The organism is Pseudomonas sp. LS.1a, from assembly GCF_022533585.1.
GTDB lineage: Bacteria > Pseudomonadota > Gammaproteobacteria > Pseudomonadales > Pseudomonadaceae > Aquipseudomonas.
Genome location: NZ_CP092827.1, coordinates 2,478,615 through 2,503,644, shown reverse-complemented (window position 1 = coordinate 2,503,644; position 25,030 = coordinate 2,478,615). Strand labels below are relative to the sequence as shown.

The following is a 25,030-nucleotide window of genomic DNA, read 5'->3' as shown; positions in this document are numbered from 1 at the left end:
TACCGACGCAGCGGTGATATAAACAGCGGTTGAATTGGATCTGATCATGTCATGCCCTGCCCAGCACCAACGAACTGTTCACGCCACCAAACCCGAAGGAGTTGGAGAGCACGACATTGATCGGTTGCTGCAACGGTTCGCAAAGGAATTTCAACTCTGGAAATTCGGATTTTTCCGGCTGGAAATTGAGGGTCGGCAAGGCCACGCCCAACTGAATGCTCATCAACGACAGCACCGCCTCAATGGCACCACTGCCGGCCAACGAATGCCCTACGGCAGATTTGTTGGCGGTGAACGTCATCTGCTCCAGGGTTTCGCCGAAGACCTGCGCCAGGCCCAGGGCCTCGCAACGGTCATTGGCCTGTGTCGACGTACCGTGAACATTCACATGGTCCACAGCCGCACTGGTCAGTTCGGCATCGGCCAGGGCCGCCGTCATGCAGGCGGCATACTTGCTGCCGTCGCGGCTGCTGGAGGTGATCTTCTCTGCCTCGCACAGATTCGCGTAACCCAGCACCCGGCCCAGCGAACAGGCCTGACGACGCTCGGCATGCTCGCGGGATTCCAGCACCAACAGCGCCGCCCCTTCACTCAGCACAAAACCGCAACGGTCCGGCATGAACGGCCGGCTCTGTTCTTGTGGGGAAAAGTCCACTCGCTGGCAGAGTGCGCCCAGCCCATCAAAGCTGTAGTAGGACAATTCATGGGCCATCAACTCCACCGCGCCACACAACGCCAGGTCGATCTCGCCACGGGCGATCGCTCGATAGGCGCTGCCGATGGCCATGGTGCCGGCGGCACAGGCATCGGAATGTGTGGAGATATGGTCACGTACACCCAGCCATTCGGCGAGATGGCGGGTTTGCTGATCAACCCGACGGGCAAACGCCCCACCGCTGAGGGTGTGGTTATCCAGGTACTGGTCGAGATCGACCCGCCCCTGATCGTCCATGTAACGGCTGGCGTCCCGCAAATCACCGCTCGCGCAATATTTGTTGGCCCCAACGAAAATGCCGCTGGCGACTCGGGCAAATGCACCATCGGCCAACCCGGCATGGGCCAGCGCCTGGCGGGCCACGTAATGCGAGAGCCATTCCTGCCGGGAGGTGGTCTGCAGATCGCCCGGAAAGGCCGCCGCGATGACCTGCCATTGTTGCTCATCGATAAATCCGGCCGCCGGGTTCGCAAACCCCAGTTCGACAAACGCCGGGTGCTGGCGAATGCAGGAACGGTTTTCGCAGATCGTCGTGAACAGCGAGGCCGCATCCAGTGCCGTGGGAGCCACCAGGCCATAGCCGGTGACCAGAACCTCTCTGGCCTGCATCAAGGCAACCCCTACGCCGAAGCCTTCAACTGGGTGGCCGCGTACTGCTCAACCAACAGACGCGAGATCGAGTCACCGTCCAGAGGGGTCAGGCGAGCACTGCAACCGCCACACACCACTTGTTTGCGTTCATTGAGTAGGGCATGAACCGCGCCACACTCCGGGCAGGTCTCGGGGAGGTAGTTGAAAACGTTATGGCACTGCTGCGCCCAGTTACGCACGGTGGTGGCCGAGAAGACATCGCCCGGCTGCATGCCCGCGTGCAACTGGCCCGGCGCATAAGCGCTGAGGCTGTGCTCCAGCAAGGCCACGCCGTCCTGCGTGATTCGGCCATTTTCGACAAACCGGCTGGCGTCGCCGAACACCGCTACCGCGTGATCCAGCACGCTGGTTTTCGGCAAGGTGCAACCGTACTGACGGCCCAGCTGGAAGCTCAGGTCGACGATGTCCAGCGAGTCCGCGCCGAGGTCGTCAACGATACTGCTGTGCTCTGCCACGTCGCCCCTATCCAACACCAGCAACTGCGCAAGAATCTCCTGTGTACTGCTGATAACGCTGTCCAATTCCAACGGATTGTTCATTGATTGCTTCCCTACAAAAGCCGCATTGAATGAATAAAGTCATCGGGCCAAAAAAGCTGTTTTCAGGCCAGGTCTATCGAGGGCCGGGAGTCTAAAGTCTCCCCCTAAGGGGAGAGTCAACGTGCCATCGTTCAGTAGGTTATTGCCGCGTTCACTGGCCTGCCGAACAGGTGATACCCCCCCCACCGCAAAGCCGGCCAGAGGCAACAGCCAGATGGCCCAGCGGTGGGTTGCACGCCATTGGGTCGCGTGATCGAGGGAGAGCAGAAACAGCGCGGATGCCGATCCCGCAAGAAGCGCTACGGCGCTGGCAAGCACCAGTCATTTCCCGATGTAGGGAAGCACGTCGAGTTGTTCAGGTTTTCTGAGTTTTGACATGGGGTCAGCCGCACAACGGGAAAGTGAGCCTGACCAAAAAGGGATTTTACCCGCGAACGCCTACAGCCCAGTCTGGATCAGGTGTCTGTAGGCATCACCAGCTGCTACGGGCGCAGCGGTTGGTAAGTGAAGGAATGCCATCTCCAGTGCCCGCTCATGGAAATCTCGCCCAGAGATATAAAATTTCGTTACAGCGAAGAGTGGTGGCATTCCTAAAAATCGTGGGGGCGACAGAAACGTCGAGTCGCACCTCCCCCATGAATTTGAGTGTCTGCTTCTGTCCGCTAGCAGCCCTTGGAGAAGGTCTGATTTGGGTCGATAGCAGCCAATGCCAAACCCTATCAGGTCAAGACTCGCAGTGCTCCAGATTCAAAGACGGGGGTGATACAACGCTTGTTTTAATGCTGGGCCAGCACGGTTGAAATCCGAGTCTGAGTCAGCCCATCGCGTCTTTGGAATGAGTGAATTACTGCTACGCTTTTTAAAAGCTGTCCGGGAATATTCGACGCCGCATCAGTGATTCATCACAGACGAGTTCCGTTGTCGTTCGGGCCCAACCTTTGCTCATCCAAGGTGCCGACATGGCTGAGTTCAAGAAGCGTTCAACCAAACGGTTGTCCAGGGTAATAGACGACATCCGTGAAGATAAGAATTTTCACTCGTTCAAGGAGAGACTGGAGGCCGGCAAACGTCTACGAGATGTCGTGCCGCGGGCGGCTCATGCAACGTGGAAATCCAAGCCCAGGCAGCGTGATCCTGTCGGTTTGCTCGAACTGTCCAACCGTGACCGACATCCGGCACTGGTGCCTGTCCGTTACGGGCGAATGCTGCGCAGTCCATTCACTTTCTTGCGCGGTTCGGCCGGCCTGATGGCACGCGACCTCGCCACGCTGCCTTGAACCGGCGTACGCGTCCAAGCGTGCGGCGATTGCCACCTGCTCAATTTTGGCTTGTTCGCCACCCCCGAACGCAACCTGATCTTCGATATCAACGACTTCGACGAGACGCTTCCTGCACCTTGGGAATGGGACATCAAACGGTTGGCGGTCAGTTTTGCCGTCGCCGCCCAAGACAATCGGCTGAACGACAAGGAGGCAGGACAACTGGCCATGGCCTGCGTGCAGGCCTACCGCAAACGCATGCGTGAATTGTCGGAGATGAGTCCGCTTGACGTCTGGTACGACCGCTTGGATGCTCAAGCGATCATCGACATGGCACCCAGCATGAAATACCGCAAGGCGCGGCAAGAGTTGATAGCCAAGGCCAGAACGCGCATTGGGGACTACCTGTATCCCCAGATCAGTGATGAAGTGGGCGGTAGGCGGCGCTTGGTCGACCAGCCGCCAATCCTGTTCCATATCCATGAAGCCGGTTTTGCCAAGCGCGTTAAGCTGGCTCTTGAGGATTACCGCAGTTCATTGCTACCCGAGCGCAGATTTCTCTACGACCGTTATCGCCTCGAGGACTTTGCAGTGAAAGCCGTGGGCATCGGCAGCGTGGGCACGTTCTGCTTCGTCGGCTTGTTCTTTTCGGCCGAGAACCATCCGCTGCTGCTGCAATTCAAGGAAGCCTGCCCATCAGTGCTGGCGCCCTATGCCGGTAAGAGCGAATTCGCCAATCAAGGTCAGCGCGTGGTTACCGGCCAGCGCCTTTCGCAGTCCGCCAGCGACATTTTTCTGGGCTGGACCGAAAGCAGCAAGGGCCGGCAGTTTTTCGTCAGACAACTGCGCGATATGAAGATGTCATTGCCGGTAGAAGGTGCGTCTTTCGAGCAGATGAACATGTATGCGCAGGTGTGCGGCATGACATTGGCGCGGGCGCATGCCAAGTCAGGGGACGCAGCACTGATCAGCGGATATCTCGGCAAGTCGGACGCCTTCGATCAGGCCCTTGGCAAGTTTGCCCTGGCTTATGCCGAGCAAAATACCAGGGACTACGCGGCGCTGGTCAACGCCGAGAAAAAAGGCAGGATAAAAGCGTTTCGCGAGGAAGACGATTGAGCACTGCCATGGCCTATGCCCGGGAGTGCCCCAACTGCATTTGTCTGGATTCAAGAAGATGAATGAAAATCGTGTTTCCACAGCGTATTCGAGCTCCTGTCGTTTCAACAGAACCGTTCTAGTCGCGGCCACACTGATGCTGGTCGCCTGTTCCACGCTCGGCCCCTCTACTATCGAGCGCGATAGAAGCGACTACGCGACCGTCATAGCCACGACTTGGAAAGAACAGACCCTGTTGAACATCGTCAAGTTGCGCTACGCCGATGCCCCTGTTTATCTGGAGGTGTCATCGGTGATCAGTTCCACGGCCATCCAAAGTCAGGTGAACCTTTCCGCAAGTTGGTTCAGCGGTTCACCAGCCGAGGGTAATAGCCAGACATTGGGCGCTTCCGGCCTCTATACGGATCGTCCTACCATCAGCTACACACCGCTATCCGGTGAACGCTTTTCCCGCTATCTGCTCACGCCACTTTCGCCAGCGGCGATATTCTCGCTTGTTCAGGCGGGCTATCCGGTCGATCGCGTGCTGCACCTGACCACGCGTGCCGCAAACGGCTTGTACAACAGGTCTACCTCCCCGTCTCGGTTACGTTCAGCAGACCCTGAGTTCTATGCGGTGCTAGATGCACTTCGGCGGATTCAGCGTTCGGAAAAGCTGGGTATGCGGATCAGTCAACGTGCGGGGGCTGACAGTGAGTTGCTGCTGATCGCCGACACCAAATCGGAGATCGTCGAAAATGATCGCCGGTTGGTACGTCAGTCGCTACACCTTCGACCCGATGCGGAGGTACTGCACCTTACTTTCGGCTCGGTGCAGCGGGACGATGCCGAAGTGGCCTTGCTGACGCGCTCGATGTCGGAGATCTTCTCGGAAATCGCCGCCACCATCGACGCCCCCCCCCATCCATGTGCAAGAAGGGCGGGCAAACCCCGCGCCCGCCCTTCCTGTGATTTCCAGCGAGTGGGACGCGCCACTGGTGCGTATCCTCTCAAGCGAGCATAAGCCAGACAATGCCTATGCGGCCGTGCGCTATCGCGATCACTGGTTCTGGATAGATGATCGCGACCTGAAGTCCAAGTCCGAGTTTCTGTTCATCCTCGTGCTCTTGTCCCTTGCCGAAACCGGCGTCGCGCCGGAGACACCAGTCATCACTATCCCCGCCAACTAGTCTGGCAGCGGATACAGGCTTTGCAGCAAGCGGTCCTGTGCGGACTGTGGACCTAGGTAGCGAACGAACAGCGCCTCACCTTGCGGCCCCGAAAGGGCCTGACTCAAGGCGGTATCCACCAACAAGCGAAAATCTACATCTCCCCTTGGCATCGACAACGCCACCCGGCTCATGACGAACAGGTGATCCGGAACCCACAGCTGGTCGCGTTCGGATTGCCGGGCCTGGTAGGCCAGCAGGACCACCCTGTCTCCGAGGAACGCGTCGACCTTGCGTTCGGCCACCCGTTGCACACCCTCCTCGTACGTCGAAACTTCCTCGAGCGTGGATTGCAAGCCAAGCTGGCGAATCCGCTCATGGGCCCAGCGGCTGCTCAAGGTGCCACGCAATACGGCGAAACTGTGCTTGCTCAGCCCTGCATTGATCGTCGCGCGCCAGCGCGGTCCGGAATTGTCCGTGCTACCGCTGAGGGGGCTGAGCAGGCTGGCAGGTGCATCGCGCTTGACCAAAGCCGCGAGGCCGGAGGTAAACACCGGAATGGAAAAATCCAACGTGCCTCGTCTGGTTTTGGTTTCCACCATCGGTGTACACAGCAAGTCGACCTGCCCGTTATCCACGGCCCGAACAGCCTCTGGCTCTGCCAGTGAGTGCCAGCGCACCTGCAAGCCAGCGAGCCCTGGCAATTCCCGAATACGTGCGACGACTGCTTGGCAAAGGTCGATGGAATACCCCTCCGGAGCCTGTTCGCTGCCTGATGAGAAGGGTGCGAACCCCTCCATGAATCCGAGGTTGAGCACCTGCCCTTGACGTAACCGGCCCAACGTGTCGGGAGCGGCGAAGGAGCTGTCCGCTGACGCGCACAACAGCAAACTGACAAGACACCAACCGGTCACTTTCGATCCACGCTTCATGGCGCACCTCCGATCATGTCCAGCGCCTTGACGAAACGTTTGGCAATGAAGCCGAACAGCAGGTAACCCAGCGCCATGATCAATGCCGCACCGAATACGGCCTCCAGGCCCGAGGCGTAAAGTGCGTAGAAGCAATAGCAAACCGCGACCATCATGATTGCGCTGTTACGGCGAAAAATGGCTGCCTGTACCTGGGCCTTGTACATGATCACCAACAGCCCAGTCAGCGAGGTGATGTAGGGAATGATGTTGGTCACGGCAGCCAGGTTTACCAGTTTGCTGAACTGGGCGCTGGCATTGGGCGAGAGCGTCGACAGGGCAATCAGGCTCTGCAGCACCGCGCAGGTCAGCATGCCCGCCAGTGGCACGCCGCGGGCTGTAGTGCGTGTAAACAGCGTTGGGAAAAGCCCCTGCCCGGCGGTGACCCTGGCGGTTTCAGCCAAGGTGAACTGCCATCCGAGCAACGAACCGACGCAAGCGATCACCGCCAATGCCATGATCACGCTGCCGACGGAGTCGTTGAACATCTGCGCATAGACCATGGCGAAGGGCGCGCTGGCGTTGGCAAGCTCCGGATTAGGCACGATGCCCTGGATGACACTGGTCGAGAGGATGTAGATCACGGCCGCGCCAAGGGTGCCGAGCAAGCACGCCAGAGGAACATTGCGCTTCGGATTTTCCACCGCGTCGGAGTTCTGCGCAGCTGATTCCATACCCAGGAACGCCCATAAGGTCAGTGGAATGCTGTTGGTTATGGCCTGAGCCACTGGCATGTGACCTGGGTTCCAGGCGTCCTGGAAGGTTGCGAGGCTGAACCAGTACCAGCCAATCAAGCTCAAGCCAGCAACCGGGACGATGACACCCCACACGCTGACCGCGCCAATACGACCGGTAACCTCGGCTCCACCCAGGTTGGACAAGGTGGTAAACCAGATCAACGTCACCGCTCCTGCCAGTAGCGGCCCGCCGCCAGTGCCAAGCCAGGGAATGAAAGGCGTGAGATAGCCCACGGCGGAAATGGCGATGGCCACGTTGCCAATCATCAGTGACAAAAAGTAAAGGTAGGAGCACAGAAAGAAAGCAGACTTGCCATGGGCTTGTTCACTGTAGGCAGACATGCCACCCGATTGCGTGCAGTAGATGCCGCATTGGGCGAAACAGTAGGCGATAGCCATCGAGCCTATGGCCGTGATCACCCAGGACAATAGCGAGACAGCGCCGATCTGCGCCATGCTCGCCGGCAGCATGATGATGCCGGACCCCATCATGTTTACCGTGACCAGTGTCGTCAGTCCGACCAAGCCCATCTTCTTTGCTTTTTCACGCATGGCTGCAACCTCCGCGAAAGCCTGTCGAAGAACCGATCACTGGTGTGCAACACCTCACTTTCCTACGCTGCGTCCCAGCCGGCGGGCCCCAATTGCAGCGCTTATGCCGTGCAATACCACGCTGAGCACGACGCAAGCGATAGTCGTGGCGATGATCGTGCTGCCCTCTTGCAACCGTGCATCGAGTACCAGCACAGCGAAAACGATAGACGCTAGACCACGCGGCCCGAACCAGCCAATGAACAGACGGCTATCGGCAGTCAGTTCGCTCCCGGCAAGGCTGACCCAGACAGGCACCATACGCACCAGCGACAGGCTCAACAGTGCGTAGAACCATACCGAGGGCGACAGGATTTGCGAGGCCTTGGGCGCAACGTAGGCACCGAACACCACCCAGGTCAGCAGCGAAAGCGCTTCACCGCAGGATTCGCCGGTCTTGAGCAGCAGTTGCGTTTCCCGGTTGAACAGGTACCCCGTAAGCAATCCTGCGCAGAATGCCGCGATAAAACCACTTCCGCCCATTGCCTGGGCACTGGCGAAACTTAGCAACGCCAGGGCGGGCATTACCAGTTGTTGCCATGACTCCACCTGCAGGCAGCTGCGTTGGGAAAGACGCAACAGCCCTCCCACCATCAGCGCTAGCACAGCCCCCGTCAGTGCGCCAATACCCAACTCCTCGAACAAGAAGTATCCCCCCAGGGCAAAGGGCATCGTCGAGCGGCTTTCCATCAACAATGCCAGCAACAAGAGCAGCACCGGAACGCAAATGCCATCGTTCAACCCGCTTTCGACATTCAGGCTTTCACGCACATTGGCTGGCACGAGGGGGTTGGTCACCACTGCCTTGCCAAGGGCGGCATCGGTCGGGGCCAGGATCGTCGACAACAGGGCCATTTCCAACCAGGGCATGCGTGGAAACATCAACCACGCAGCTAGCCAACCGGCGACCAGGGTCAGCGGCAAGCCAATCGTCAGCAGGCGCAGCGGCAGGCTCCGGTTGCGGCGTAATTGAGCCAGATCAGCCTGGGCAGCATCGCTGAACAACACGATCGCCAGGGTAAGCTCGGCCAGTAGCCGAAGATCATGCCGGTCCAGGGAAAGGTTCAGCAACCCGAGACCAGCCGGGCCGGCCACCAGGCCCGCCAGCAGGAACAACAGGGGCCCGTTGACGGGTCTGGATTCGAGCGCACCGGCCAGGTTGGCGTACAGCACCAGCAAGGCAGCCAGGACAGCCAGATTCTGATACATGACAACCCACCGTGATCGACACGACTGTATAAAAACGCTATCACTGCGTCCGTGGCGCGGCGAGCCCAAAGGTGGCAGAAGTTATCTTAGGTCAACAGTTGAGGTAATTAACCTGCAAGACCGCTGCGCATCGGGCGATGCCAGCCCCAATGCCCTCGACATCGACATCGACATCGACATCGACATCGACATCGACATCGACCGCGAGCATCGTCGTGGATTTGACCTGTGCTTGGCTTTTATCAAGTCGAACTGGCGGTGGCAGCGTAAGTTGCCAATAACCATTGGCCGGCTACGGACAAGAATCATGAACCGCCCCGCTCCCTCACGCTTTCGCCTGTATGACGAACAAGATCTCGATAGCGTGCTGCGTACAATGGCGTATCAGGCCCTGGCGCTGATGCCTGCGCAACCCTTGGTACTGGTGGGAATTCAACGCCGAGGTGAGCCTTTGGCGCGTCGCCTGCAACTGCACTTGCAACAACTGACCGGTGGTGCCGCGCCACTGCCGCTCTACCCGATCAAGGTCAAGCGCTACGCCGACGACCTCAGCCTCCTGCATGCCCATACGCAGCTCACCGAGAACCCCGAGCTGGCCAACCTGAATCTGGCCGACACCACCTTGCTGGTGGTCGATGACGTGCTGTACGAAGGGCACTCCCTGCTGCGCACCTGCGCTTACCTGGCTGAGCTTGGGGCGCGACGGGTACTCAGCGCGGTGCTCGTCGACCGTCACGCCTGCCGGCAACCCGTGCATGCACATATCGTGGGTATACACCTGCAAGTCGCCGAGCAGGACATCGTCGAATGTCATGTGCCGCCTTTCGAAGCGGATTTCAGCGTGGAAGTGATTCGCCACGGCCGAGCCGGCGATACCGCCTGAATCAATCCGCTGACGGGGGCCTGACTGTCAGAATGCTGCACGGGGCATGATTGACGAGCCGTTCGGTAGTATCGCCGATCAGCTTGGCCCAACGTCTGGGCTGCGCCACGCCGACCACCACCACATCGATCTTCAGCGTGGGAACGAGAGACTGAATAACGCGCAGCGGCGCACCTTCGATAAAGTAGCGCTGCGCATAGGGAATGCCATGGATATCGGCCAGTTCATCGAATGGTAGCTGGAGTGACTCGCGCACCTGCTCCGCCCATGGCGCTGCAAGGTCGGGATTGGCCAGCATGGCCAACGGCAGATCATAGACCGACAGCAGATGGACCTGGCCGTTGCATGGGCTCGCCAGTTGCCGACCTGCCTCCACCAGCGCATGGTTCAGCGCTTGCTGCGCAAGGTCCGTCTTGGCCACATCCACGGCCACCAGTATGTTCGCGGGCATGGGCATGGCCCTGGCCTCGGCAGGTACGAGCAGCAATGGCACCTGACTGGTATGCAGCAACACATGGTCAACCGAGGATTTGTCGTTCAGGCCAAGTACCGGACTGGCGGGGAGCCCCTTGATTACCAAGTCAGGCGCAAAGCGAGCAATACACGCCGGTACGAGGTCACGCGCCGTGGAGGTTTCCAGCGCTTCGAAGGTGGTGTGCAACCCTGCGGGCGCCTGCTCGTCGAGCAAAGCCTTGAGCCCGGCACTGAAGTGCGCGAACGCGGCTGAAGGTTGTGAAGCTTGCTGCCCTGGCTCGGGCAGGCCAGGTTCAGTGGGGGTGTGGATGCCCAGTACGTGCAAAAAGGCACCTGAGGCGTGAGCCAATGCCATGGCCCGATGCATCGCGGCATGGGCCTGGACCTTGGTCATGACCAGAAGAATCCGGCGGTACAGGCTCATCAGCCACCTCCTGGCGCGAATATGGGGTGCCGCACCGCTGTCATTATCGAAGCTGCCGCTCAGCCAATCTTGATAAATATCAAGGCCATCAAACCCCACTGCGTCACCCTTGACCTGTACCGGTGGGCCTTCATCGAGGCTGCCATCGCCGTGGAGGCCATCATGAACGCTTACTCGCGACTGCTACTTATCTGCCATCCAGACCTGCACCCCTCGCCTGCCCTGACGCGTGCTCAGGCGCTGGCCAGTATGACAGGCGCCACCTTGCACCTGGTGGTGCTCAGTCAACTGCCCTCACGCCTGGCCACCCTGGACCAGGTGCTGCGCAGCAATGCCCGCAAGCAGGACGCCGAGCACCGCAAGGCCTGGCTCGCGGACCAGGTGAAGGCGCTGGGCGAACTGGGCATTACCGCCTACGCCGAGACACTGGACGATGAAGACCCGCTCAAGGACTTGATCCGGCTGGCCCAACTGCACCGGGTGGAGATGATGATCAAGGACATCAGGCACGAAACCGCCTTGAGCCGTGCCCTGCTCACCCCCTTGGACTGGCAACTGCTGCGCCGTTGCCCGATCCCGATGCACCTGGTGGCCCAGGCTGAAACCAGGCTGCCAGCGCGCATACTTGTCGCCGTGGATCTTGTCGAGCACGACCCGGTGATAGACAGGCTCAACGACCACATCCTGCAATCGGCACAGGCACTGGCACAGCGATGCAAGGCGCAACTGCATCTGCTGCAGGCCTATGAACCCAGCACCAGCTTCGTTGCCTATGCCGCCGCACCCGTGGCCTGGACTGACAAGCTGATAGAGGAAATATCTGGTCGCGCGCGCGAGCGCATGGCGACGTTCGGCGGCCGTTACGGCATCAAGGCAGATCATCTGCACCTGGTGCGAGGTGCTGCCCGCAACGTGGTCAGCGACTACGCGAACCAGCATGGCTTCGATGTGGTGGTGATGGGTACGCTCTACCACGAGGGGGTGAGCAAGGTCGTTGGCAGTACTACAGAGCAAACCCTGTACAAGGTTCACTCCAGCATTCTGGCGATCCACGGTTGAACGATCAGCCGTCTGGTTTCACGCCCTCCAGTTTGTCGCTGTGGCTTTTCTGGTACTTGTCCATTGGCATACTCTCGGTGCAGATTTAGGTGCGCAGGCCTTGACATGTTCTGGCCTGCCCAGTGTCCGACTGCTGGCTATGCTCGACTTGATAAACGTCAAACCCCACAGTCCAACGCAGCTTATGTTGCTATGTACGACCAATGGAGCGCAGGGCATGAATGACACACCGCCGTTACTGTTCGCCCTGCGAGGCAGCCAGGCCTATGGGAATGCCGTGGCGCAACGCCTGGGCCGGACACTGTCAGCACATGAAGAGCGCGACTACGAGGACGGAGAACACAAGTGCTGGCCTGGCGAATCGGTCGACGGTCGAGCGGTCATCGTCTTTCACTCGCTCTATGGCGATGCGCACCACAGCGCACACGACAAGCTATGCCAGTTGCTGTTCTTCTGTGGTGCGCTCAAGGACGCCGGTGCAAGCCAGGTGACGGCAGTCACGCCTTACCTGTGTTATGGCCGCAAGGACCGCAAGGTAGAGTTTCAGGATGCGACCATCACCCGCCATGTGGCTTGCCTGATGGAAAGCTGCGGCGTCGACCGCGTGGTGGCGCTGGACGTACACAATCCCAGCGCCTTCGACAACGCCTACCGAATCCCCAGCTGGAACCTGCAATGCACCGCGCTATTCGCCCAACACCTGGCCCCGCTGCTCGGTGAACAGACAGTCACGGTCGTGTCGCCGGATATTGGCGGCATCAAACGCGCCGAGCAGTTTCGCCAGGTTCTGGCGGACCTGCTGAGACGCCCGGTATCTGTGGCCATGATGGAAAAGCACCGCCAGCAGGCGGGCCTGAGCGGCGAACACCTGGTGGGTGACGTGGCAGGCAGCACTGTCATCATGTTCGACGACCTGATCAGCACGGGGCAGACACTGCTGCGCGCTGCCCAGGCCTGCCGGCAGGCCGGAGCCAGGCGCATGCTGGCCGCTGCCACCCATGGCCTGTTCACCACTGGTGGCGAGCTATTCGACAGCGGTGTGTTCGAACGGGTACTGGTTGCCGACAGCATCGCGCCCTTTCGCCTGCCCGTGCGATGCCTGCAGCAGCTGGATATCGTCGATACCAGTGCCCTGGTCGCCGAGTTGCTTGCCAACCGCCGGGGCTGCGGCGCATGACCCCGACGCATGGCCCTACACCGCCAGGATACTGCAGGGTACCTGGTACAACACATGCTCCGTGCTGCTGCCAAACAGTCGGTCCAGCCCCCTGGCGGCCCAACAGGAAGTGCCTGCGTTCGGCCGGCGCACCGTAGCGGTCGGCCAGCGCCTTGAAATCGGCGACCGGTGCCACAAGTGAACGGCTTGCGAAGGTCACCAGGGGCAGTTGGTGGGAGCACCGTTCCACTGAAATACGAGGGGGGAGCGTCCATGCTCCTGAACGCGGTCGGGTCGCTCATTTGCTGCTTGTGATGGGAATCACTTTTTCAGGGTGAATCGCTTCGGCGCGCTTGGGCAAGTGCACCAGCAGCACGCCCTTGGCAAACTGGGCCGTGATCTTTTCAGCGTCGACTTCACGGGGCAACTGGAAGACCCGCTCGAAGCTGCCGTAGTGGCGCTCCGACAGGTGGTATTCCTTGCGCTTTTCGTCGACTTCTTCCTGCTTCTCGCCGCGGATCACAACGCTGCCATTGACCAGCTTGATCTCGATGTCCTTGTCGTCCACACCAGGCAGTTCGGCGCTGATGCAAAACTCATCGGCCAGTTCGCTGATATCCATCGCCGGCATGCCATGGCTGAACAGCTCACGGCGCCAGAATGGCTCGACATCGAACGGCGTGTGGCTGAACGGCATGCGTAGTGGCCGGCGCCCGAAATCGTCGAACAAACTGTCGATCTGTCGCCGCAACTGCTGGAATGGACGCCACAAGTCCGATGGCTCGGTGCTTGGTGGCGAAGCCTTGGTGGGCTGGGTGGCAGCGGGTGTGACAGGTACTTTCTTGGCTGTTTCGGACATGGCGACCTCCTCGAATGAGTAATGCCTCACTGGGTGACACCTCGATCTTGCGCTGGCAGGCAAGCCCACGTTTGACCTTTATCAATCAGGATGCGGCCAGCATCATCTGTCGGTTTGATCCTGATCAAAGTGTTGCCATCGCAGGGGCTTAGCTTATATGGAGCGTGGCCCGCCCAAACCTGTTCGAGGCGCATATGGACGAGGATCACAGTGAATGTGTCCGTTTGCTGGAAACATTGCCGGGGCCCGGCATACAGTACCTTCGCCTGATGCTGTGCAACCCGCAACGCAGCGAGGCGATGCCAGGCCAGTATTGCCAACTGGCGAATCAAACCCAGCGCTGGACCTGCAACTACATCAGCATGCCTGGCGCAGCGGGTCGGTTCATGGTCGCCACCCGCAGCCTCCTGACATTGCAGGTCGGAGATCTGCTGGAGTACTCAGGGCCTCTGGGCAGCGCCTGGCCGGTGCCCTTGCAGAGTGTGCGACTGCTGGCTATCACTCACGGCGAGGGGGTTTTGGCGCTACTTTGCACACTGGATGAGGTTCGCTGTTGGCTACCTTGGGTAGAGGTGAGGCTGTTGCACGAAAGCTTTGAGCAGGAGCACCTGCCCGCCGAATGTCAGCCATGGATCTCAGCGTTTACCTCGGTGCCACGCAACAGCAGAAGCGTTTGGATTCAACTGACTGAACAGCTGGAGGATTTCAAGCCGGACACTGTCTACTGCTGCGCGCCGTCCTTGGTGGCAAGGCATGCCGCGCGCATCTGTTGGCAAAAAGGGGTCCCGATACAGCGTATCTGGTTGCGGGCAGACCATGTGTCGCGTCCATCCTGGAGTTGTCAATTTCCTCTGAATGGGCCTGTGCAACGTTATGACAGGATTCTCGAGGCCCTCAATTCGGCTCCTCCATCCGACCGAGCTTGAGCAGGCCTTGTTGATCGATGAGTCGGACCTCCCGGCCAACACATTGCAGGAGCCCAGCCTGATTGAACCGGCTGAACAGCCGGGAGACAGTTCTTCAGGGCCTGACATGACGATGTCTGCGCTTCTTCTTGCGGGCTCTATGAACGCTAGCCGCTTCGCCCGAAGTTTCTGAGGCAACTGACCAAGGGGCATGGTTGTGCCCTACTAAAGCTTGATCGAGATCAAGTCAGGCCAATGTGCTGCCCTCATGCTCGACGTGGACAGCCTTCAACCCGTTTTTCTACCTGAAGGCCCCTGTGGTTTGCCGGCCGTCGAAGCGGGTGAGGCGCTTACTGAGCGACTACCGCATCAGTGAGCCCTGTCGTTGAGCATGACTGGCAACCTTATAAGTCTGCATTGTCTGGTAACGTGAAGAGGATTTGTCATGAATACCTTACTGAACGAACTTCACGCCTATCATCATGACATGGCCAACAAGATAAGCCAGATCAGGAAATTGCTGAAAAAGCTAAAGCATGAGCCCGATGGCACTGATGACTGTAAGCTTTTGTTCGAGATGTTGGAGGCCTTGCACAGTAATGCAGAGCGGCACCACCATGAGAATGAAGAAATCATTCGGCGAGCCTTGCTAGCCACGGAGGCGCCGATCCACCCGCGGATCCTGGATATCGAGCGAGATCACCAGGCATTTGCGCGCATTGCTGGGCAATTGAATACATTAGCGGCTACAACAAAAAACACGAAAGTAATCGCTGACACTGTTGATGACTACATCGAAAAATATTACGACCACATGGAGTCGGAGGAAAACATATTCTTTCCAGCTGCAGACAAATGGCTTTCAAACAGTCAATGGCTGGAAATAAAACATCAATGGCACTAACTGGAGTGCACATTCAAGCGTCCAACCGCCCCATCTCCATCACACGAGGATACTGCCATGGCTCCTGCTGAAACTTCCCGTCAATATACCGCGCCCTCGTTTCCCAAGCCTGCGGGCGAACATTGGATCGAAGCCCTCGACAATGGCATCCACGTACTGATCAGGCCGCTGCAAGCCAAGGACCGGGAGCGCGAGAGGGCCTTCATCGAACGGCTGTCACCGCAGTCGCGGCATTTTCGCTTCCTGTGCCAGATCAAGGAGCCCGGTGAGGCGATGCTCGACCAGTTGATGGCGGTCGACCAGGACCGACAAGCCGCCTATGTCGCCCTCGCCCATGTGGACGGCGAGCTGCAGGAGGTGGGCATATCGCGTTATGCCGCCATTGCCGGCAAGGATGAATGCGAATGCGCCGTGACGGTGCTCGACAGCTGGCAGCACCATGGCCTGGGCCGCCTGCTGCTCAAGCACCTGACCGATCATGCCCGGGCAAAGGGCCTGCGGCAGATGTACTCGATCGACTCAGCCGCCAACCTGGCGATGCGCGACCTGGCCAAGGCGGCAGGATTCACCACCAGCACCGATCCGGATGATCCGGCCCAGGTCATCCATCGCCTCAACCTGACCTGAAGCGCCGTTGCGCCAGCGCCTGGGGCAGCCACCGTGCTGCCCCGCCGCTTCAAGCCTCACGACCTCCGGCCATATCCGCACGAGGAGGGTATCCATGAACAGCAACTCGCGGAAACTGATGGAAAAGCTCTACGGCAAGCAATGCCAGGTCGACAGCGCTGAGATCGCCCCCCTGCTGCATCAATTCGCCGAACCCTTGCCCGACCTGAACTCCCCCGCATTCGCTGCGCTGTTCGACCGCTACGCCGACGCCCGTGTAGTGATGCTGGGCGAGGCAAGCCATGGCACCAGCGAGTTCTATCGCGCCCGTGCAGCAATTACCCGGCGTCTGATCGAACAACACGGATTCAACATCGTGGCCGTCGAAGCCGACTGGCCGGATGCCGGACACGTCGACCAGTACGTGCGGGGCTTGGCCCATTCGGCATGGAAGCGCCATATTTTCAGCCGTTTCCCAACCTGGATGTGGCGCAACAGCGAGGTCAAGGCATTCTCCCACTGGCTGCATGGACACAATCGCCTGCTGGCCGTCGAGCGCCGCGTCGAGTTTAGAGGCCTGGACGTCTACAGCCTGCGCAACTCCATTCATGAAGTGCTGGCCTTTCTGGACCGGGCAGATCCGCACCTGGCTCGCGAAGCGCGCCGCCGTTATGGTTGCCTGACGCCCTGGCAGGATGACCCGGCCCTGTACGGCCACTTCGTCGAACGCGGTGGCGTCATGCCGTGCGAGCAGCCTGTGGTTGAACAGCTGAATGTGATGCTGGCCGAACAACTGTCGGGCCTGATCCGCAACGATGAAGCGTTCTTCAATGCCACCCAGAACGCACGGGTGATCATCGCTGCGGAGCAATATTACCGCGCGATCTACCGAGGCTCGACTGCCTCCTGGAACCTGCGCGACCGGCATATGTTCGATACCCTGCGCGCACTGCTGGAACATCGCGGGCCACACGCCAAAGCCGTAGTCTGGGCACACAACTCCCACATCGGCAACGCAGATGCCACGGAAATGGGCTGGAAAGGCCAGTTCAACATCGGTCAGCTGTGCCGCAACGCCTTTGGCCGGGAGGCCGTGCTGATCGGCATGGCCACTGATCGCGGTCAAGTGGCCGCCGCCAGTGACTGGGATGGCGACATGCTGATCAAGGACATCCGCCCTTCGCGGTCGGACAGCTGGGAGCACCAGTTCCGCCTGGCAGGCGTACCGGCTTCCTTGACCGACTGGCGAGACCTACAGCGCAAGGAGTTGCGTCGCATCTTGTCCATGCCACTGCTCGAGCGCGCGATCGGCGTCATCTACCGACCGGAGAGCGAACGGCTGAGCCATTACTTCGAAGCAGTGCTGGCCGAGCAATTCGATGCCATGCTCTGGATCGAACAGACCCAGCCGGTCAACGCCCTGCCTCTGCCGAAACAACAGCATCTCGAGCCGGAAGACGAAACCTATCCGTTCGGCGTCTGAATATCCGGCCTGCAAGCCTCAGGGGGAAGAGGCTTGGGGGCCGCGACTGGCGAGCATGTCCGCCACATACTGGCTTCTGCCGCTCAGCCGGCCGCTGCCATGGGCAAAAATGACCAAGGCACGGGTGTCGGTAGGTAACCGTCGGTCGGCCAGCAGTTCTACGCCCGGCCATTTCATCGAACGCAGCTGCACCTCAGTCATCTTCAGCCTCCCCGGCACGCACCCTGGAGGACTCCGCGAACCCGGCCTTGTCCATAAGCGCGATGACTTCTTCGTCCGAAGTCTGGGGAAAGTCCTGGTACCAGTAGCCGACCGAAACCATCCGCTCAGGCACCAGCGGGCAGACCACCTCGTCCACTTCGCCCCACATGGCCTCCAGCGTTTCCGGTGGCGCGACTGGCACCGCGACCACGATACGCACAGGCGACAACGCCCGTGTCGCCTGAATGGCCGCCATCATCGAGGCTCCGGTTGCCAGGCCATCATCAACCAGTATTACGGTCTGGTCCTTGAGCCGAAGCGGTGGTCGGGTACCTCGATAGGTGCGCTCGCGACGTATCAGTTCCTGGGTTTCCCTGGCAACTACGCTTTCCAGCAAGGTGCGATCGACCGGATAAGCCCGCAGCGCATCGTCGTTGAGAATCTTCACCCCACCCCCGGCGATCGCACCCATGGCATATTCAGGGTGCGATGGTATTCCAAGCTTGCGCACTACCAGCAGGTCCAGGCGAACCTTGAGGGCGGTAGCGACCTCGTAAGCCACCGGCACGCCGCCTCGTGGCAAGGCGAGCACGATCACATCAGACCGTCCGGCATATCGGCTCAACAACGCCACCAGGCAGCGACCGGCTTCAGCACGGTCGGGGTACAGGGTGCGACGAGCAAGATCATGCGACATGCAAACCTCCCGCGCCGCGACGGGCGCCTGTCGTTTCAGCTACTGGCAAGCACTACTACCATTCAAGGCACCGTCGCCCGGGCCCCTTCAGGCAGCAGGTCGAACTGCTCGAGGCAGCGCTTTTCGTCGTCTGCCGTCAACCCCTTGTATGCGCTCACTTCCCGCATCGGCGTTTCCAACAAGGCCAGGCGTATTACCCCATTGCGATCCAGAAACGTTTGCGCCAGGCAGGTACACACCGGCTTACCGACCAATGCCGTGAGCTTTTCATCCTCAGGGGTGTTCACCCGGGCCTGCAGGCTGTCTGTGCAATTCTCCACGATACGGTCCACCGAGCGCCCCGCCAGCCAAAGCGTGCCGCCAGCGAGCAACGCCAGGAGCAGCAACATGCTCAAGAGCACGTTCGACTCCTGGGTGACCGAGCGCAGGAAGGCAAGCCGAGCCTGCCAGCCCGTGGCCTGGCCATTGAATATGGTCTTGCCTACCGTGCGTTTCACGCCACGCTGCACCACCCACCCCAACGCCACGCACAAGGCGAGCAAGGCCAGCAGCATAAGTGGATGTTGCATCGGCAGGCGCCAGTTCGGGCTCAACGACCGGTAGGCAGCTACCACGACGAGCAATGCGAAGATTGCCACGATCACCCCCAGGCTACCTCGTGGCCGATGCATCCAGGCCCGCAGTTTCGCCCTTGCTTGTGTATCCATGACAGCCTCCCGGCCCAGGCTAGCGCACTGGGTCAATAGCAACCGTTTCGTGGTACTCGGGTACGTACACCTGCCAACCGAGCTCGATGCTGATCCGCCGCCGCAACGTGTCGGCGGCGTGCGGCTCACCATGGATGACATAGGTCTGGCGTGGCGGGCGGGCGAAACCGCGCAACCACTCCATGATCTCGTCGGCATCGGCGTGCGCAGAGAGATTATCCATCGCATGCACCTGGGCCCGGATAGGCACGTCTTCACCGTGCAGGCGCACACTGTGCGCGCCAGCTACGATATCGGCGCCGCGCGTACCTCCGGCCTGAAAACCAGAGAACAGAATGCTGTTGCGCGGGTTGGGTGCCAACGCCTTGAGATGGTGCAGAACGCGCCCACCGGTCGCCATGCCACTGGCGGCGATGATGACCGCAGGTTCACGCAGCTGATCCAGACGCCGGGATTCATCTACCGTGCGGATGATATGCGTGCCCCTGCACATTGCGGCGCATTCCTCCGGTGTCAACCGATGCTCGCTCCTGAACTGCTGGTACAGGACGGTTGCGTCGGTGGCCATCGGGCTGTTGAGGTAGACCGGGATATCAGGTATCAGGCCATCGCGCTTGAGCTTGTACAGGTAGTACATCAGCAATTGGGCACGGCCAACGGCGAACGACGGCACCAAGGTGATGCCATGACGCAGGAGGGTCTGGTTGATGACCTGGGCCAGGAATTGCTCGGTCGATTCGGTTGGATGCTGGCGGTCGCCATAGGTGGACTCCACCAGCAGCACATCTGCCGTCCTGATCAGTTCCGGTGCACGCATGATCGGGTCTTGTGGCCGTCCCAGGTCGCCGGAAAAGACCAAGGTCTGACCATCGGCCTTGATCTGCACCGTCGCCGCGCCGAGTATGTGTCCAGCCGTACGCAGCAGCAGCTCCATGCCCTGCGCGACCATGATCGGTTGATGCAGCGCCACAGGGCGCAACAGTGCCAAGGCGCGCTTTGCATCCTGTTCGGTGTAAAGCGGGCGTGCCGGCGAATGCCTGGAGTAGCCATGCCGGTTGGCATGCTCGGCCTGCTCCTCCTGCAGCCGGGCACTGTCGAGTAACAGGATCTCGGCCAAGGCACAAGTGGCCGGGGTTGCGTAGATAGGCCCGGTATAGCCCTCCCGCGCGAGCACCGGAAGATAACCGCTGTGGTCGAGATGGGCATGGGTCAGTACCACGGCATCGAGCGCGCTCAGCGCCGCCGACAACGGTTCCCAGTTGCGCAGGCGCAGTTGCTTGTAGCCTTGAAACAGCCCGCAGTCGATCAGCACGCGGCTGCTGTCGCGAGTCAGCAGGAACTTGCTGCCAGTCACGGTCCCGGTACCACCAAGAAATGTCAGTTGCATGGCCAGGGCTCCAGGGCTTCGAGCGCTTGCGGGTGAAACGCCAGGACGCTGCACGGTGGACGGCTGATGATGCGCTCGGTAGTGTCGCCCAGTAGCTTGTCCAGGCCCTTGGGTTGCACGACCCCCATGACCACCGTGTCGATGTCCAGCGCAGCGACCTGCTCGCGAATCACATGCACGGGGCCACCTTCCATGAAGTGGCGGCGATCCGCCGCGACCCCCTCGGCGTCCGCCAAGGTGTCGAACGGTTCCTTCAAGGCACTGCGCATCTCATCGATCCACGCCTGGGTGACGTTCATGTCCGAGGCGAACACGCCTGCCAGGTTGTAGGCCGAGAGCAGGTGCAACTGCGCATCGCATTGCAGCGCCAGCGCCTGCGCGGCACGGATCAGCCCACGGTTGAAGGACGCCTGGACGTCGGGTGTTTCGCTGAAAGAAGTGTCGACGGCGACCAGCACGCGCTTGGGCAGCGACACCGCGGCCGCCGGCACGAAATGCGTGACACCCTTCAAACCCCGCATCAAGGCGCAATCCAGAGGCGTGCGGAACAGTCGCACCATGGCTGGCGTCGCTTCGCTGTCCTTGATGACCATATCGGGCTGCAGTTCGCTGATGTAGTCGATGGCCTGGCTGCGGATGTCGTCCGCCTGCAGGCTGTCGACCGTCAAGGCGATGCTGCCGCCACGGTGACGCTCGACCAACCCCGCCAGCCGCACACGGTAGTGATCGAACTGGCGCTGGATATCTGCCTCGTTCAATCGCTCTTCGCGCAGCAGGTGCTCCTGCGTCGGTTCGAACAAGCCCAGCACATGCACACTGGCACCACTGACATGCGCCAGGGCCAGGGCCCTGCGCAGTGCGGCCGAATGCGGATCGACCTCGGTGAGCAGCACCAACAGTTGTCGATATTGACCCATGGTGAACCTCCGGGCTTGCGCGGCTGGCGTGATGATGTAGGCGATTGTCCGAAGACGGGCCGCTTCGCGCTTGATGCAGATCAGAAAAACCACCGTCGAGCCTGAACTTGACGATTGTCAGAACCGGCGCCGCCCAGCACGGTACAACCACTGCAGCAAGCATCGACCAGGTGACCGGGAGGCGACATGAACAGGCAGCAGACTGAACAGCCAGACGCGTGCGAGCATTGGATCGAAAAGCTTTCGGACGGCTCTGCCGTACTGATCCGCCCGCTGGATGAGAAAGACCGCGAAAGGGACCGCCGCTTTCTCGGCACGATCGCCTACGAGGCACGGCGTTTCCGCTTCATCGCCGGCCTCAGTGGCGGCCTTCCGAGCCTGGATGCGCAGCATATGCCTGTGGATCATCACCAGAGCGAAGCCTACGTTGCCCTGGTCCATGCAGATGGCCAGTTGCGGCAGATCGGGGTCAGTCGGTATGCCAGTGTTCCCGGCAGCCGGCTCTGCGAATGCGCCATAGCCGTACACGAAGAATGGCAACGCAAGGGGTTGGGCCGGCTGCTGATGCAGCACCTGATCGCGGCCGCGAAGCGCAATGGCTTTCACTGCATGATCTCCAGGGACCTGGCGAACAACTACGCCATGCACCGGCTGACCAAGGGACTGGGGTTCAGCTCACGCTACCTGGGTGGCGATGTCAGCGAAATCATTCACGAACTTGACCTTCGCGCCTGAAAACAAGGCCCTTTCGGGCCTTGCAGCCTAGCCTCTGGAATGCTCCGGTGAAATCACCAGCACGCTGCTGGACAATCGATGCAATACCCGCTCCGCCGTGCTGCCGATGAACCAGCCAATGCCGTGATGGTGGTAACTGCCCATGACCAGCACATCGATATCATTGTTCTCCATGAACAGCGCCAGCACCTTGGCCGGGTCTCCCAGCCTCAGGTGGCGGTGTTCGGCGGCGATACCGTTACGTTCGGCCAGTGCCTGGAATGCCTCGCTTTGCGCCTCGTGCAGTGTCTGGGCGAGGTTGGAGTCGAACAGAAACGAATGCTCGCGGCTGCCACCTGAGTCCAGGTACATGGACCCGAGGTCGTAGGCATATAGCAGTTCGATCTGAGCGTTGCACTGTAGTGCCAGTTTCAGCGCTTCACTGATGATCTGGTCGTTGAACCCCTCAAACTGGTCCTCGGGGCGGGACAGGTCCACGGCAGCCAGAATCTTGCGCGGCAGCGCGTGGCTGGCCTGATGCACCAGGTGCAGGGGGATGCGGGTTTCCCGCAGCAACTGAATGTCAAGCGAGGTGAACATCGCCCGCGCCCACCAGGGTTCATGCTCGAAGGCCTTGATCAGCATGGCGAACGGCTGCTCGCGCAGGTGGACGAGGATCTCGTCCAGCGGATGCTGCACCCATACCACTTCGGTGGTGACCGTGACCCCGTTACGGCGCATCGAAAGCGCTTGGGTTTCCAGCCATGCACGGTGTTGCTGTACATAACCTTCACGCATCACAGCCAGCGCCTGGTCGTTGACCATGCCCGCCGTGGCAAGGCCTTCGAGATAGTCGAAAGCAACGATATGCAGGGCCATGCCCTTGGCCTTGGCCAGCGCAGCCGCACGGTCGTAGGCCGGGGTGCGCCGCATCAGGGGCGAGGCGATCAGCAGGAGTCTTTGCGGGTTGTCCATGGCACACCTCAGCGGTTGGGAAGTGTTCCTGGATCATCCATCACCCGCACCTGACGGATTTGATGTTTATCAACTGAACCACTGGACGGACAAACGGCAACGCCCGCTGCGCGGAAATTTGATGCTGGTCAAAGCTTCTGGCCGTTAACGGCGCAATCTGGCCCTAAACCAACAACAATCATCGAATGCCCCGGAGGCGTGCCATGGCGCTCATGAAAACCATCGAAGTTGCCTATGGTCGTTCGCCAACCAGCGCGATGGCGTTATGAAAATGGCCGTTACACCCTGAACCACCCCTGTTGTCGGCAGGGATGCCTTCGTTTCGCATGGATTTGCAGCTGGTTTGCTCATGCATGCTTTTTGGAGGCTTCCATGAACATCTACGTCGAAAATAATCCTCAGCAGAACCGCTGGTGGGTCCGCATGGACGACTGCCGGGTGAGCTTCAATACGTCCGCCGAAGCGCAAGCCTTTGTCGACCGGTTGAATGCGCGCCTCAACGCGCCCCACTCGCGGGACATGCTGGCCGACTGGTCACCACGCTCAGGTATGGGCAACGTTGGCAAAGCCCATGCAGGGATGGCAGCCCAGGCAGATCTCCGATGCGCGAAGGAGGCCTGAAAATGACTGGCCTACTGAAGGTGACCTTGCTCGACCAACCTGCAGCGTCGAACCCGGCAACCCCGATTCACCTGAAACCGCTAACAACCCTGTGCACAGAGTGCCGTGTCAGCGGGCTGTGCCTGCCCACCGGTCTGCCCGTGCATGACAACAGTTGCCTGGGCGCACTGATCGGCCCGCGCATGCGTATTCGCAAAGGCGCCGCACTGTTCAACGCCAACGATCCGCTGACGACGCTTTATGCCGTGCGCTGCGGCAGCTTCAAGACCAGCCTGAACAGCGCCGAAGGCCAGGGCGTGGTGATCAATTTCTGGATGCCGGGCGATGTACTTGGGCTCGACGCCATCGCCACCGAGCATCACGTATGCGATGCCATTGCCCTGGAAGACAGCGAGGTGTGCCCTGTCCCCTATCGCCGGCTGCAGGCATTGGCGCGGGACTTTCCCGTCCTGCAGCAAAGCCTGAACCGTTTGATGAGCCGAGAAATCGTGCGCGAGCATGAGCGGGTGCTGATGCTGTGCAATCTCACCGCCGAACAGCGCCTGGCAAGCTTCCTGGTCGGGTTGTCACGGCGCTTCGTCAGCCGCGGTTATTCTGCCCACGGCTTCATGCTGCGCATGTCCCGGGAAGACATGGCTTCGTACCTGGGCTTGCGCCTGGAAACCGTGTGTCGCTCGGTCGCCCGCTTGCGCGCGCTGGGCATCGTCAGCATGCGTGGCAGACTCGTCGAGATACTCGATCTGCCAGCCTTGATAGCCCTCGAGCAAGGCGGCGCGGAAGTCAGCCCCAAGGACACCCCGAAGGCGCCATGCTCGACACGGTGAAGTCAGCCATGGTGCCGTCGCGCTGAGCATCGGCATGCTGGTGGGGCTCGAGCGCGAGCGCAAGAAAGACCGCAACGAAGATCATGCCGCCGCCGGCCTGAGGACCTTCGCCATCACCACCCTGCCAGGCTACGTCAGCCTGTTGCTGGCCGGGCCTGTGCTGGTTGGCAAGTCACAGCCGTGAGGCCCTTGGCCGCCGCCGCTGTACTGTCGAACCTCGCCAGCATCGCGCAATAAAAAACATCTCTGAGGGTGCGTTTTCCTTATGACTCTACGGCGCGCGCCATAACAGGAC

At 60.3% G+C, this 25,030-nt stretch carries 25 protein-coding genes, 4 pseudogenes and 1 riboswitch; of the genes and pseudogenes, 14 read left to right on the top strand and 15 right to left on the bottom strand.

What is annotated here, in order from left to right:
- Window positions 1–49: 49 nt before the first annotated feature.
- Together MKK04_RS11520 and MKK04_RS11515 are read right to left on the bottom strand one after the other, a co-directional pair.
- A complete protein-coding gene (locus tag MKK04_RS11520; RefSeq protein ID WP_233687445.1) occupies window positions 50–1,324 on the bottom strand; it encodes a beta-ketoacyl-[acyl-carrier-protein] synthase family protein in 1,275 nt (424 codons plus the stop codon).
- Between the two features lie 11 nt (window positions 1,325–1,335).
- Entirely contained in the window at window positions 1,336–1,905 is a 570-nt protein-coding gene (locus MKK04_RS11515) for an acyl carrier protein (protein WP_207837158.1), read from the bottom strand.
- A 459-nt stretch (window positions 1,906–2,364) separates the two neighbouring features.
- Window positions 2,365–2,437, bottom strand: a riboswitch (Fluoride riboswitch).
- Window positions 2,438–2,864: 427 nt separating this feature from the next.
- On the opposite strand from MKK04_RS11515, the pseudogene MKK04_RS11510 reads away from it, so the two are divergent.
- The 3 genes and pseudogenes from MKK04_RS11510 (at window position 2,865) to MKK04_RS11500 (ending at window position 5,452) form a co-directional block, all read left to right on the top strand.
- Window positions 2,865–4,283, top strand: a pseudogene (locus MKK04_RS11510) (DUF2252 domain-containing protein).
- A 58-nt stretch (window positions 4,284–4,341) separates the two neighbouring features.
- Window positions 4,342–5,286 carry a hypothetical protein gene (locus MKK04_RS11505; protein ID WP_241106616.1) on the top strand — a complete coding sequence of 315 codons (945 nt, stop codon included), beginning with the start codon at window positions 4,342–4,344 and terminating at the stop codon, window positions 5,284–5,286.
- A complete protein-coding gene (locus MKK04_RS11500; RefSeq protein ID WP_241106615.1) occupies window positions 5,261–5,452 on the top strand; it encodes a hypothetical protein in 192 nt (63 codons plus the stop codon). Before MKK04_RS11505 ends, MKK04_RS11500 begins: the two co-directional genes overlap by 26 nt.
- Here the strand turns inward: MKK04_RS11500 and MKK04_RS11495 are convergent.
- From MKK04_RS11495 to MKK04_RS11485, 3 genes are read right to left on the bottom strand one after another with little or no spacing between them, the layout of a single operon-like run.
- On the bottom strand, window positions 5,449–6,363 hold the full coding sequence (locus MKK04_RS11495) for a transporter substrate-binding domain-containing protein (RefSeq protein ID WP_207837152.1): 915 nt from the start codon (window positions 6,361–6,363) through the stop codon (window positions 5,449–5,451). The two genes, MKK04_RS11500 and MKK04_RS11495, sit on opposite strands and share 4 nt — an antisense overlap.
- Complete coding sequence (potE, locus tag MKK04_RS11490) at window positions 6,360–7,691, bottom strand: putrescine-ornithine antiporter (RefSeq protein WP_207837151.1); 1,332 nt, start codon at window positions 7,689–7,691, stop codon at window positions 6,360–6,362. The genes MKK04_RS11495 and potE overlap by 4 nt, the downstream gene beginning before the upstream one ends.
- Before the next feature lie 54 nt (window positions 7,692–7,745).
- The gene (locus tag MKK04_RS11485) at window positions 7,746–8,939 is read right to left on the bottom strand and encodes a cation:proton antiporter (RefSeq protein WP_241106614.1); all 1,194 of its coding nucleotides are present in this window, start codon (window positions 8,937–8,939) and stop codon (window positions 7,746–7,748) included.
- 307 nt (window positions 8,940–9,246) lie between these two features.
- Here MKK04_RS11485 and MKK04_RS11480 point away from each other — a divergent pair, with 307 nt between their 5' ends.
- On the top strand, window positions 9,247–9,822 hold the full coding sequence (locus MKK04_RS11480) for a phosphoribosyltransferase family protein (RefSeq protein WP_207837216.1): 576 nt from the start codon (window positions 9,247–9,249) through the stop codon (window positions 9,820–9,822).
- Window position 9,823: 1 nt separating this feature from the next.
- On the opposite strand, the gene MKK04_RS11475 is transcribed toward MKK04_RS11480, so the two are convergent.
- Window positions 9,824–10,720 carry a universal stress protein gene (locus tag MKK04_RS11475; RefSeq protein WP_241106613.1) on the bottom strand — a complete coding sequence of 299 codons (897 nt, stop codon included), beginning with the start codon at window positions 10,718–10,720 and terminating at the stop codon, window positions 9,824–9,826.
- 69 nt (window positions 10,721–10,789) lie between these two features.
- Here MKK04_RS11475 and MKK04_RS11470 point away from each other — a divergent pair, with 69 nt between their 5' ends.
- A complete protein-coding gene (locus MKK04_RS11470; protein ID WP_233694212.1) occupies window positions 10,790–11,779 on the top strand; it encodes a universal stress protein in 990 nt (329 codons plus the stop codon).
- A 217-nt stretch (window positions 11,780–11,996) separates the two neighbouring features.
- On the top strand, window positions 11,997–12,956 hold the full coding sequence (locus MKK04_RS11465) for a ribose-phosphate diphosphokinase (protein ID WP_241106612.1): 960 nt from the start codon (window positions 11,997–11,999) through the stop codon (window positions 12,954–12,956).
- 15 nt (window positions 12,957–12,971) lie between these two features.
- Here MKK04_RS11465 and MKK04_RS11460 read toward each other — a convergent pair.
- Window positions 12,972–13,116: pseudogene (locus tag MKK04_RS11460) on the bottom strand (universal stress protein); the annotation flags it as partial.
- A 117-nt stretch (window positions 13,117–13,233) separates the two neighbouring features.
- Window positions 13,234–13,794, bottom strand: coding sequence for an Hsp20/alpha crystallin family protein (locus tag MKK04_RS11455; protein ID WP_233687449.1), 561 nt, complete (start codon window positions 13,792–13,794; stop codon window positions 13,234–13,236).
- A gap of 194 nt (window positions 13,795–13,988) precedes the next feature.
- Between MKK04_RS11455 and MKK04_RS11450 the strand changes: the two genes are divergently transcribed.
- Window positions 13,989–14,720, top strand: a complete 732-nt coding sequence (locus MKK04_RS11450) for a hypothetical protein (protein ID WP_233694215.1) — start codon at window positions 13,989–13,991, stop codon at window positions 14,718–14,720.
- Here the strand turns inward: MKK04_RS11450 and MKK04_RS11445 are convergent.
- Window positions 14,689–14,811 (bottom strand): annotated as a pseudogene (locus tag MKK04_RS11445) (transcriptional regulator FNR); the annotation flags it as partial. The gene MKK04_RS11450 and the pseudogene MKK04_RS11445 sit on opposite strands and share 32 nt — an antisense overlap.
- A gap of 333 nt (window positions 14,812–15,144) precedes the next feature.
- Here MKK04_RS11445 and MKK04_RS11440 point away from each other — a divergent pair.
- The 3 genes from MKK04_RS11440 to MKK04_RS11430 all read left to right on the top strand — a co-directional run bounded on the left by MKK04_RS11440 (window position 15,145) and on the right by MKK04_RS11430 (window position 17,692).
- Window positions 15,145–15,603 carry a hemerythrin domain-containing protein gene (locus MKK04_RS11440; RefSeq protein ID WP_233687451.1) on the top strand — a complete coding sequence of 153 codons (459 nt, stop codon included), beginning with the start codon at window positions 15,145–15,147 and terminating at the stop codon, window positions 15,601–15,603.
- A gap of 57 nt (window positions 15,604–15,660) precedes the next feature.
- Entirely contained in the window at window positions 15,661–16,230 is a 570-nt protein-coding gene (locus MKK04_RS11435) for a GNAT family N-acetyltransferase (RefSeq protein WP_241106611.1), read from the top strand.
- A 94-nt stretch (window positions 16,231–16,324) separates the two neighbouring features.
- Window positions 16,325–17,692 (top strand): erythromycin esterase family protein, encoded by a 1,368-nt coding sequence (locus MKK04_RS11430; RefSeq protein ID WP_241106610.1) that lies wholly within the window; start codon window positions 16,325–16,327, stop codon window positions 17,690–17,692.
- Between the two features lie 18 nt (window positions 17,693–17,710).
- On the opposite strand, the gene MKK04_RS11425 is transcribed toward MKK04_RS11430, so the two are convergent.
- The 5 genes from MKK04_RS11425 to MKK04_RS11405 all read right to left on the bottom strand — a co-directional run bounded on the left by MKK04_RS11425 (window position 17,711) and on the right by MKK04_RS11405 (window position 21,601).
- A complete protein-coding gene (locus MKK04_RS11425) occupies window positions 17,711–17,893 on the bottom strand; it encodes a hypothetical protein (protein WP_241106609.1) in 183 nt (60 codons plus the stop codon).
- Window positions 17,886–18,590 carry a phosphoribosyltransferase gene (locus MKK04_RS11420; RefSeq protein ID WP_233694216.1) on the bottom strand — a complete coding sequence of 235 codons (705 nt, stop codon included), beginning with the start codon at window positions 18,588–18,590 and terminating at the stop codon, window positions 17,886–17,888. Before MKK04_RS11420 ends, MKK04_RS11425 begins: the two co-directional genes overlap by 8 nt.
- A 62-nt stretch (window positions 18,591–18,652) precedes the next feature.
- The gene (locus MKK04_RS11415; RefSeq protein WP_207837214.1) at window positions 18,653–19,261 is read right to left on the bottom strand and encodes a hypothetical protein; all 609 of its coding nucleotides are present in this window, start codon (window positions 19,259–19,261) and stop codon (window positions 18,653–18,655) included.
- Between the two features lie 55 nt (window positions 19,262–19,316).
- Complete coding sequence (locus MKK04_RS11410; protein ID WP_207837085.1) at window positions 19,317–20,684, bottom strand: MBL fold metallo-hydrolase RNA specificity domain-containing protein; 1,368 nt, start codon at window positions 20,682–20,684, stop codon at window positions 19,317–19,319.
- A complete protein-coding gene (locus MKK04_RS11405; RefSeq protein ID WP_087502220.1) occupies window positions 20,675–21,601 on the bottom strand; it encodes a universal stress protein in 927 nt (308 codons plus the stop codon). The genes MKK04_RS11410 and MKK04_RS11405 overlap by 10 nt, the downstream gene beginning before the upstream one ends.
- Before the next feature lie 186 nt (window positions 21,602–21,787).
- Between MKK04_RS11405 and MKK04_RS11400 the strand changes: the two genes are divergently transcribed.
- Window positions 21,788–22,336, top strand: a complete 549-nt coding sequence (locus tag MKK04_RS11400) for a GNAT family N-acetyltransferase (RefSeq protein WP_207837083.1) — start codon at window positions 21,788–21,790, stop codon at window positions 22,334–22,336.
- Between the two features lie 27 nt (window positions 22,337–22,363).
- On the opposite strand, the gene MKK04_RS11395 is transcribed toward MKK04_RS11400, so the two are convergent.
- On the bottom strand, window positions 22,364–23,290 hold the full coding sequence (locus MKK04_RS11395; protein WP_207837082.1) for a universal stress protein: 927 nt from the start codon (window positions 23,288–23,290) through the stop codon (window positions 22,364–22,366).
- Between the two features lie 372 nt (window positions 23,291–23,662).
- On the opposite strand from MKK04_RS11395, the gene MKK04_RS11390 reads away from it, so the two are divergent.
- The 3 genes and pseudogenes from MKK04_RS11390 to MKK04_RS11380 all read left to right on the top strand — a co-directional run.
- Window positions 23,663–23,911, top strand: a complete 249-nt coding sequence (locus MKK04_RS11390) for a hypothetical protein (protein WP_241106608.1) — start codon at window positions 23,663–23,665, stop codon at window positions 23,909–23,911.
- Window positions 23,912–23,913: 2 nt separating this feature from the next.
- Window positions 23,914–24,735, top strand: a complete 822-nt coding sequence (locus MKK04_RS11385; RefSeq protein ID WP_207837080.1) for a helix-turn-helix domain-containing protein — start codon at window positions 23,914–23,916, stop codon at window positions 24,733–24,735.
- A gap of 34 nt (window positions 24,736–24,769) precedes the next feature.
- Window positions 24,770–24,901, top strand: a pseudogene (locus tag MKK04_RS11380) (hypothetical protein); the annotation flags it as partial.
- Between the last annotated feature and the right edge of the window lie 129 nt (window positions 24,902–25,030).

Coding starts and splice junctions, on each gene's coding strand:
- MKK04_RS11450 (WP_233694215.1), top strand. CDS start 13,989: ATGGACGAGGATCACAGTGAATGTGTCCGTTTGCTGGAAACATTGCCG.
- potE (WP_207837151.1), bottom strand. CDS start 7,691: ATGCGTGAAAAAGCAAAGAAGATGGGCTTGGTCGGACTGACGACACTG.
- MKK04_RS11415 (WP_207837214.1), bottom strand. CDS start 19,261: ATGCATCGGCCACGAGGTAGCCTGGGGGTGATCGTGGCAATCTTCGCA.
- MKK04_RS11425 (WP_241106609.1), bottom strand. CDS start 17,893: ATGACTGAGGTGCAGCTGCGTTCGATGAAATGGCCGGGCGTAGAACTG.
- MKK04_RS11475 (WP_241106613.1), bottom strand. CDS start 10,720: ATGAGCCTGTACCGCCGGATTCTTCTGGTCATGACCAAGGTCCAGGCC.
- MKK04_RS11465 (WP_241106612.1), top strand. CDS start 11,997: ATGAATGACACACCGCCGTTACTGTTCGCCCTGCGAGGCAGCCAGGCC.
- MKK04_RS11430 (WP_241106610.1), top strand. CDS start 16,325: ATGAACAGCAACTCGCGGAAACTGATGGAAAAGCTCTACGGCAAGCAA.
- MKK04_RS11455 (WP_233687449.1), bottom strand. CDS start 13,794: ATGTCCGAAACAGCCAAGAAAGTACCTGTCACACCCGCTGCCACCCAG.
- MKK04_RS11515 (WP_207837158.1), bottom strand. CDS start 1,905: ATGAACAATCCGTTGGAATTGGACAGCGTTATCAGCAGTACACAGGAG.
- MKK04_RS11485 (WP_241106614.1), bottom strand. CDS start 8,939: ATGTATCAGAATCTGGCTGTCCTGGCTGCCTTGCTGGTGCTGTACGCC.
- MKK04_RS11400 (WP_207837083.1), top strand. CDS start 21,788: ATGAACAGGCAGCAGACTGAACAGCCAGACGCGTGCGAGCATTGGATC.
- MKK04_RS11395 (WP_207837082.1), bottom strand. CDS start 23,290: ATGGACAACCCGCAAAGACTCCTGCTGATCGCCTCGCCCCTGATGCGG.
- MKK04_RS11410 (WP_207837085.1), bottom strand. CDS start 20,684: ATGCAACTGACATTTCTTGGTGGTACCGGGACCGTGACTGGCAGCAAG.
- MKK04_RS11405 (WP_087502220.1), bottom strand. CDS start 21,601: ATGGGTCAATATCGACAACTGTTGGTGCTGCTCACCGAGGTCGATCCG.
- MKK04_RS11420 (WP_233694216.1), bottom strand. CDS start 18,590: ATGTCGCATGATCTTGCTCGTCGCACCCTGTACCCCGACCGTGCTGAA.
- MKK04_RS11385 (WP_207837080.1), top strand. CDS start 23,914: ATGACTGGCCTACTGAAGGTGACCTTGCTCGACCAACCTGCAGCGTCG.
- MKK04_RS11480 (WP_207837216.1), top strand. CDS start 9,247: ATGAACCGCCCCGCTCCCTCACGCTTTCGCCTGTATGACGAACAAGAT.
- MKK04_RS11495 (WP_207837152.1), bottom strand. CDS start 6,363: ATGAAGCGTGGATCGAAAGTGACCGGTTGGTGTCTTGTCAGTTTGCTG.
- MKK04_RS11520 (WP_233687445.1), bottom strand. CDS start 1,324: ATGCAGGCCAGAGAGGTTCTGGTCACCGGCTATGGCCTGGTGGCTCCC.
- MKK04_RS11440 (WP_233687451.1), top strand. CDS start 15,145: ATGAATACCTTACTGAACGAACTTCACGCCTATCATCATGACATGGCC.
- MKK04_RS11435 (WP_241106611.1), top strand. CDS start 15,661: ATGGCTCCTGCTGAAACTTCCCGTCAATATACCGCGCCCTCGTTTCCC.
- MKK04_RS11505 (WP_241106616.1), top strand. CDS start 4,342: ATGAATGAAAATCGTGTTTCCACAGCGTATTCGAGCTCCTGTCGTTTC.
- MKK04_RS11390 (WP_241106608.1), top strand. CDS start 23,663: ATGAACATCTACGTCGAAAATAATCCTCAGCAGAACCGCTGGTGGGTC.